The organism is Chamaesiphon sp. OTE_20_metabat_361 (assembly GCF_031364565.1).
The window spans coordinates 1-6,083 of the sequence record NZ_JANLWO010000637.1; the positions used below are offsets into that span (position 1 = coordinate 1).

The 6,083-nt window shown below is 47.9% G+C and carries 6 protein-coding genes and 1 pseudogene; 3 read left to right on the top strand and 4 right to left on the bottom strand.

The genetic code is table 11. The features are described from left to right. The 3 genes and pseudogenes from RMO35_RS18290 to RMO35_RS18300 all read left to right on the top strand — a co-directional run. Positions 1–895, top strand: a pseudogene (locus RMO35_RS18290) (cobyrinate a,c-diamide synthase); the annotation flags it as partial. Positions 896–1,042: 147 nt separating this feature from the next. Further along, positions 1,043–1,516 (top strand): hypothetical protein, encoded by a 474-nt coding sequence (locus RMO35_RS18295; RefSeq protein WP_309742900.1) that lies wholly within the window; start codon positions 1,043–1,045, stop codon positions 1,514–1,516. 169 nt (positions 1,517–1,685) lie between these two features. Further along, positions 1,686–3,008, top strand: coding sequence for an FAD-dependent hydroxylase (locus tag RMO35_RS18300; RefSeq protein ID WP_309742902.1), 1,323 nt, complete (start codon positions 1,686–1,688; stop codon positions 3,006–3,008). A 59-nt stretch (positions 3,009–3,067) separates the two neighbouring features. On the opposite strand, the gene RMO35_RS18305 is transcribed toward RMO35_RS18300, so the two are convergent. The 4 genes from RMO35_RS18305 to psbQ form a co-directional block, all read right to left on the bottom strand. After that, positions 3,068–3,487, bottom strand: coding sequence for an HNH endonuclease signature motif containing protein (locus RMO35_RS18305; protein WP_309742904.1), 420 nt, complete (start codon positions 3,485–3,487; stop codon positions 3,068–3,070). Beyond that, a complete protein-coding gene (locus tag RMO35_RS18310; protein WP_309742906.1) occupies positions 3,488–3,844 on the bottom strand; it encodes a hypothetical protein in 357 nt (118 codons plus the stop codon). Between the two features lie 118 nt (positions 3,845–3,962). Beyond that, positions 3,963–5,048 carry an FAD-dependent oxidoreductase gene (locus RMO35_RS18315; protein WP_309742908.1) on the bottom strand — a complete coding sequence of 362 codons (1,086 nt, stop codon included), beginning with the start codon at positions 5,046–5,048 and terminating at the stop codon, positions 3,963–3,965. 227 nt (positions 5,049–5,275) lie between these two features. After that, positions 5,276–5,719, bottom strand: coding sequence for a photosystem II protein PsbQ (psbQ, locus tag RMO35_RS18320; protein WP_309742910.1), 444 nt, complete (start codon positions 5,717–5,719; stop codon positions 5,276–5,278). Between the last annotated feature and the right edge of the window lie 364 nt (positions 5,720–6,083).

Sequence of the window (6,083 nt, forward strand, 5' to 3'; positions counted from 1 at the left end):
TGTGGGGGAAACTTGTTTTGATTGGGAACGGATGTTACCATTGCTGGCTGCTAAGTCTGGTGGGAATCCCCCTAAATCCCCCTTTCCAAGTGGGACTTTTAATGCCCCCTTGGAAAGGGGGTTGGGGGATTTAGATCTCGAAGCGAAGTCTATCCGACTTGTGCAGTATCCACGGCAGCCTTATCAAGGGGCGGCTTCTACTCTTACTCCCTCCCCTTTCCAAGGGGAGGGCTGGGGTGGGGTAAATCCCAAAATCCGCATCGCAGTCGCTAAAGATGCTGCATTCAATTTTTACTACGCCGACAATCTCGATATCCTCGCAGATTTAGGTGCTGAACTCGTCGAGTGGAGTCCCTTGAGTGAGCCGCAACTGCCGCCAGATGTCCAGGGACTATATTTTGGCGGTGGATTTCCCGAAGTCTTTGCCGAAACGCTTGCTGCCAATCAGCCAGCCAGAGCCGCCGTCAAAGCGGCAATTATCGCTGGAATGCCCACCTATGCAGAGTGTGGGGGATTGATGTATTTGTGCGATCGAATTGTTGATTTTAACGATCGATCTCATCCAATGGTAGGGATATTTCCAACCGCAGCAGTGATGGGGAAAAAATTGACTCTTGGTTATCGGCAACTGACTTTTTCTCAAGATAGTTTAATTGCCAATCTGGGCGATCGAGTGTGGGGGCATGAGTTTCACCGTTCTACTCTAACCGATTTGCCCGCAGCACCTTTATATAATCTTCAGGGCTACGAATCCAACTCGGTCTTCGCACCTGAAGGCTGGCAAAAATACAATGCCCAGGCTGCTTATACCCATCTACACTTCGGAGCCAGACTGGATTTGCCAGCCCGATTTATTGAATGTTGTCGCAGATTTAGAGCGGTATTTGCATCTTGAAAATAATAAGCGAGATCGCGATCTAAATCTGAAGTTGTATCGTCTAGATCCGACAACTACATAATTTTGGTGCTAGGATGTCTCCAAGTCGAATTACACAACTCGACCGATTATTTGAACAAAACATCTACAAATTAAGAGAAATTCATGTACAAACTAATTCAAACAATCGCGCTCAGTGCAGTAGTTTTATCCCCTTTGAGCATCGTCGGTTTAGCGACTGCGGCTAGCGCTCATCACACGGGTTCGCACGTCTCGACCGTATCGACCGCCACAACTCAAAATAAGAAGCCCAAGGCTAAAAAAACCAAAAAGCCATCCACAACTGGCACCATGAAAAAACCAGTACCTACTGGTACGACAACTACACCCGCAACTGGTGCATCTGATAGCTCTACTACTCCCAGCCAAGTTCCAGCAACAACCACGCCAGATGCAACCGCACCTAGCCCTAAAGATAATCCCGCTCCCGGCGTAAAAGTGCCCGCATCGGGAACTAATATCCCCACGGGGACACCAAGCGGTGTTGCTAACCCTGCTGGTGATTCTACGCCTACTCCTGCTGGTGGTTCCATGTCCAACCCTGGCACCCCTAACGTTCCAACTGGCTTGCCTAAATAGCCATCACTGCTGACTGCGGTCGCAATGTGGAAAAATTAACGTTGACATCTAGTAGCGAGTGTCCCTACTTAATTTACTGGGACACTCGATCGCCGCAGCACCTCGACCGATCGACTCAAAAGCGTCATAATAAAAGTTAAGTAAAGAAATAATCTCGACCGATACCGTTATGTCCCGCCTAGATGCTCCTGCCGTCCTCGTAGACGCTGCAAAAACACAGAAGCTGCATTCGCAGGACGATCGATCGCAACCGATCCCTGCTAGTCTAGAGACGTCGCCTCAGTTACAGTACGATTTGGCGATCGTCGGTGGCGGCATCATCGGTAACACCCTAGCCGTCGCGCTTCAAAATTCCGGATTGAGAGTAGTCTCGATCGAAGCGCAAGGGCAATCGATCTCAGTAGCTAAAAGTAGAGCTTACGTGCTATCGATGCTCTCAGGGCAGATCTTTGAGGGATTGGGAATCTGGCAAGCAGTTCTACCTCAAGTTACTCAATTTAGCCAAATTCAAATCTCCGACGCCGATTATGCTGGGGTAGTAAAAATGTACCCGCAAGATTTAGGTACGGCGACACTCGGTTATGCAGCCAGTCATGAAGTGCTGTTAAACGCGTTGCAAACCAAACTGCAAACAGCCCCAAGTATCACCGTCATGTGTCCCGCGCAAGTGGTTGCAGTGGAATATAGTAGCACTGGCGCAGAAATTAGCGTTCAAACTCCCGATCGCGAAGTACCCACCAAAATCCGTGCTAGTCTAGTCATCGCCGCCGACGGAGCCAAATCCGCACTCAGAGAGCAAGCTGGCATCGCTACTACAGGCTGGAATTACTGGCAGTCCTGCATCACCGCCACCATCACCCCCGAAAAATCCCATCAGAATATTGCTTACGAGCGATTTTGGTATGCGGGTCCGATCGGTGTGTTACCATTAGCCGACGGTCGCTGTCAGGTAGTTTGGACGGTACCCCACCAACAAGCCGAAGAATTGCGAGATTTACCCGAGCGGGAATTTCTCAAAGAGTTAGAACACTGCACGGGTGGACTATTAGGAAAACTCGAACTCGACTCGCAACGGTGGTTATTTCCCGTTAAATTGATGCAGAGTCAGCAATATACAGCCGCAAGACTCGCCTTAATCGGCGATGCCGCACACTGCTGTCATCCCGTCGCCGGACAAGGCATGAATTTAGGAATTCGGGATGCCGCCGCTCTAGCCGAGATCCTAGTCGCCGCGCACCACGCAGGCGAAGACATCGGCAGCGATACAGTCCTCAAACGCTATGCCAACTGGCGCAAACCCGAAAACTGGGTAATTCTCGCCTTTACCGATTTTCTCGATCGGATGTTTTCGACGAGTATTCTCCCGATCGTCATTATCCGCCGGATTGGACTATTTTTACTCGATCGCATTCCTGGTTTTAAGTACCTTGCATTGAGATTAATGACCGGATTGGCTGGCAAAATGCCCCAGGTAGCCAAGATCGTTAGTTAAACAATATTGTTGGATCGATCGATCGAACAGTCGAGCGATGTGTATGCTTGCTCGAATATTTAATCGGGAGGATGAAAATTTTTCTCCCTTAACAACGCTCGTAAATTGACAACCCCTTCGCGATTTAACTGTAGCCGAACTATCGTAGCTCTCCCAGTCGGACTAATCCCAATTAGCTCAGTAAAATCATCACTCCACACAAAATGCTCAGAGCGTAATTGCTGACGCGGATGATAGAGCGGTACGAATTTTCCATCGATCGGATCGATTGCTTCGGTTAGATTATACTTGCGATTGTTGCAACCTTGACAGGAAAGAGCTAGATTATCTAGATCGTAAGTCCCACTTTTAGATAGAGGAATAATATGTTCGATAGAAAAAGGATCGGGTGAAAACTTGAGTTGACTCCAACAATATTCACAACATCTTCGCGCTCTTTCGTTGATAAACTCCTTTTGTCGAGCAGTTATTTCAGGCATTTAATGAGATGTAATCCCCAATTCTTGCATGACTGCATCTAAGGACTGACCGCGCAGATCTGACAGTTCGATTAATGCTTTCATCCGGCGAACATTAGCAACTTCCAATAGATCGCTAATTCCAATCAGTTGCTGCTGTTCCTCGTCTGTCAAGGTTTCAGCTTGGCGTTTAGCAATTAGGGTATGATATTCAGCCCAAGTATCTGTCGAAACTCCAAGATTGATTTCTTTTAGGATATCTGACTCTTTAGTCGGATTTTTGTCCAACAAAGTTAATCTAACTCGCTTACCAGAAAACTCATTAGCCTTAGCCAGAATTTCTTCCCAAGTTCCTTCTATTTCTAGAGTCGATCGCATAAGAGTATCGATAGTTATTCACGGATTTTAACTCATCTCAGATAAACAGACAACTAAACACTCGAACCGAACAGACATTCATGCCCCCTTCTCTTGCGTAGATCTGCATCAGCCCGATCTACACTAACAACATATCCCCAATAATTCTCGCAGTAGCGGGAGCGAGTAAAATGCCATTGCGATAGTGTCCAGTCGCCACTAAAATCCGTTGATTCTTGCCGACTCGATCGATTACGGGAGCCGGACGATGATTGGGGCGGGGGCGCAATCCTTGCCAAGTGCGGACGATTTCCCCTTTAGCTAGATCGGGACAGGTGGAAATTGCGATTTTGTCGAGCAGCTCTAAACATACCGGATCTGCTACCATCACCCCCTCGACGGGAAATTCCACCGTCGCACCCACCCAGTAATCATTACCGCCACAGGGGACGATATTTACATCCTCGCTGACAATTACGGGTTGAAAAGCGGGATTGCCTAAAGGTTGTGCTAACCGGATTTGTACGGCTTGCCCTAAAACGGGTTGAATCTCAATCGGGGCGTGGGGCGCGAGTAAAGTAGTCGAACCTAAGCCAGCGGTGACGATAACTCGATCGCAAGTAATATTCGGGAGATTAGCGCTCAAAAGCTCGCAGCAATCGGGGTTCTCTGCCTCAATAGACTCGATCGAGCGATCGAAATGAAAATTTACCCCATTGAGCTGCGCCGCCGCTACTAGGGCAGTAGTGAGGGCAACTGGATCGACTTGTAAATCTTGGGGTGAGTAGACAGCAGTCCCCCGAAATTGCCGATCTAGTTGGGGCAGATTGGCAAGCGTTTGGCGGGTATTCCACAATTCTAATTTCCACTCCTGCTCGTGGCGAATGGCGGCTAATTGCGTCCATTTACTCAGATCTTCTTCAGGTGGTAATAGTTTGACGATCCCCTGGGAATTAACTGGAATTTTCGATCCGGTAGCCTGTTCGAGTTCGGAAAGCAGGGTTTGATAACGGCAGATACTATCTCTGCGGAAGTTCCAGGCGCGACCTTTGATTTTTTGAGAGATAATCCCCATCATTACCCCCAGAGCTGCGCCTGTTGCGGCTTGAGCGGGCGGTTGACTGTCATAGACATTAATCTGACACTCATTGGTAGATCGACTCAGTTCGTAAGCAATTGTCGCGCCAATGATGCCGCAGCCGATAATACTAATCCGGGTAGACATTTAAATTAATTGAGAATTGAGAATTGAGAATTGAGAATTGAGAATTGCGGATGCGCGCGTCACGGAGGTTCCTTCCAGATTGAGCGCATCAAGCAAACCCCTACTCTTTGTTAAAAATTTAGATCGGGTATTGGCAGTGAAAAGGGCACCCGTTAAGCACAGCCCTACACGATGAATCTGTAGGGGTGACCGTCTTGGGTACCCAGGGTAAGTAGCAATAATAATAGTTAAGCAGCGGGAATCAGTTTCTGGAAACCAGCAAGATCCTTGAGTACTTCGCCATAGTTGCGAATGGCAATTTTGTAGTCCTGACTGCCAGCCGCTTCATCGATCTTGTTGAGATGGGTAAAGATTTCTTTGCTAATTTTTAGCGCTTGCTCTTTGGTGCCTGGTAACAATTCTCGCGACAAACCAGACATCCGCGTTCTGATTTCCCCTAGAGGGCCATGAATGAAGGACTTGACATTATTCCAATCGCGTTCTTCAATATAAGCAGCTAATTCGGGGAGTCGATCGGTTAATGCGCTGACATTTTTGTTGGTGGCTTGAATTTGAGTCAGTTGGGTAGCACTATAAGTAGGAGCCTTTGCTTGGGAGCCATCACCACAACTCACGACGAGGACGGAAATAAATACCAGTAAAATGGATATCAGCGGACGAAACAGAGACATAATATCTTTGGATAGGTAAGAAATTACTAAAATCGTGTAAATCGCTTCGGCATCAGCGAAGCGATGATACTCTCAGCATACTAGAGTTGCCAGGTTGCGTGCAATCGATATTTTGGCGAACTCTAGTCAGCCAGAGCGCATAAATTCGGCTCGCCATTTGCTTATTATCAATTATCGATCGTCAATTCCATGTTTAGAGTGTTTGCTAAAGATTACGATCGTCAGTTCGAGCGCTGGACGGATGCCTCGAACTATTTGCGTGTCCTCCCGGAACGGCGATAACTCACCGGGTTCGCTTTCGCTGACTTCACCGGTTGTGAGCCATCAAGCGCCCGCTTGAGTTATATTTTGGCGAACTCTAGTC

What these genes read in the sequence shown, in the direction of transcription:
- RMO35_RS18305 (WP_309742904.1), bottom strand. Translation starts at nt 3,487, where the DNA reads ATGCCTGAAATAACTGCTCGACAAAAGGAGTTTATCAACGAAAGAGCG.
- RMO35_RS18310 (WP_309742906.1), bottom strand. Translation starts at nt 3,844, where the DNA reads ATGCGATCGACTCTAGAAATAGAAGGAACTTGGGAAGAAATTCTGGCT.
- RMO35_RS18300 (WP_309742902.1), top strand. Translation starts at nt 1,686, where the DNA reads ATGTCCCGCCTAGATGCTCCTGCCGTCCTCGTAGACGCTGCAAAAACA.
- psbQ (WP_309742910.1), bottom strand. Translation starts at nt 5,719, where the DNA reads ATGTCTCTGTTTCGTCCGCTGATATCCATTTTACTGGTATTTATTTCC.
- RMO35_RS18315 (WP_309742908.1), bottom strand. Translation starts at nt 5,048, where the DNA reads ATGTCTACCCGGATTAGTATTATCGGCTGCGGCATCATTGGCGCGACA.
- RMO35_RS18295 (WP_309742900.1), top strand. Translation starts at nt 1,043, where the DNA reads ATGTACAAACTAATTCAAACAATCGCGCTCAGTGCAGTAGTTTTATCC.